The 423-nt window shown below is 66.0% G+C and carries 1 protein-coding gene; it reads left to right on the top strand.

Annotation, left to right across the window (positions count from 1 at the left end):
• On the top strand, positions 1-423 hold a 423-nt coding region (locus tag VTU_RS28475), incomplete at both ends, for a SwmB domain-containing protein (RefSeq protein WP_010107196.1).

The raw sequence follows: 423 nt of genomic DNA, 5'->3' as shown, positions 1-423 counted from the left end.
CAAGGTCACCGGCAACCAACTGACGCTGACCTACACCGACGCGAGCAACCTGGACGCCGTGAACACCGCAGCCGCCTCGGCCTTTGCGGTCAGCAGCGCAGGCAATGCGGCCATCAGCGTGAACAGCGTGGCGGTATCGGGCAAGACCGTGACGCTGACGCTGAGCCGCGCCGTGGCCAGCGCGGAGACCGTGACCGTGAGCTACACCAAGCCCACAAGCGGCAACAACGTCATTCAGGACGCGGCAAGCAACGATGCAGTGAGCTTCAGCAACCAGGCCGTGACCCACAGCACGTCGGCAGCAGACACCACGCCCCCGGTGCTGATCACCACCGGCGACCATCGCCCCAAGGTCACCGGCAACCAACTGACGCTGACCTACACCGACGCGAGCAACCTGGATCCCGCGAACACCGCAGCCGC

Origin of the sequence: Verminephrobacter aporrectodeae subsp. tuberculatae At4, assembly GCF_000193225.1 — a bacterium.
GTDB classification, from domain to species: domain Bacteria; phylum Pseudomonadota; class Gammaproteobacteria; order Burkholderiales; family Burkholderiaceae_C; genus Acidovorax; species Acidovorax aporrectodeae.
The sequence above is the reverse complement of the archived record's forward strand: the minus strand, read 5'-3'. Positions and strand labels throughout refer to the sequence as shown.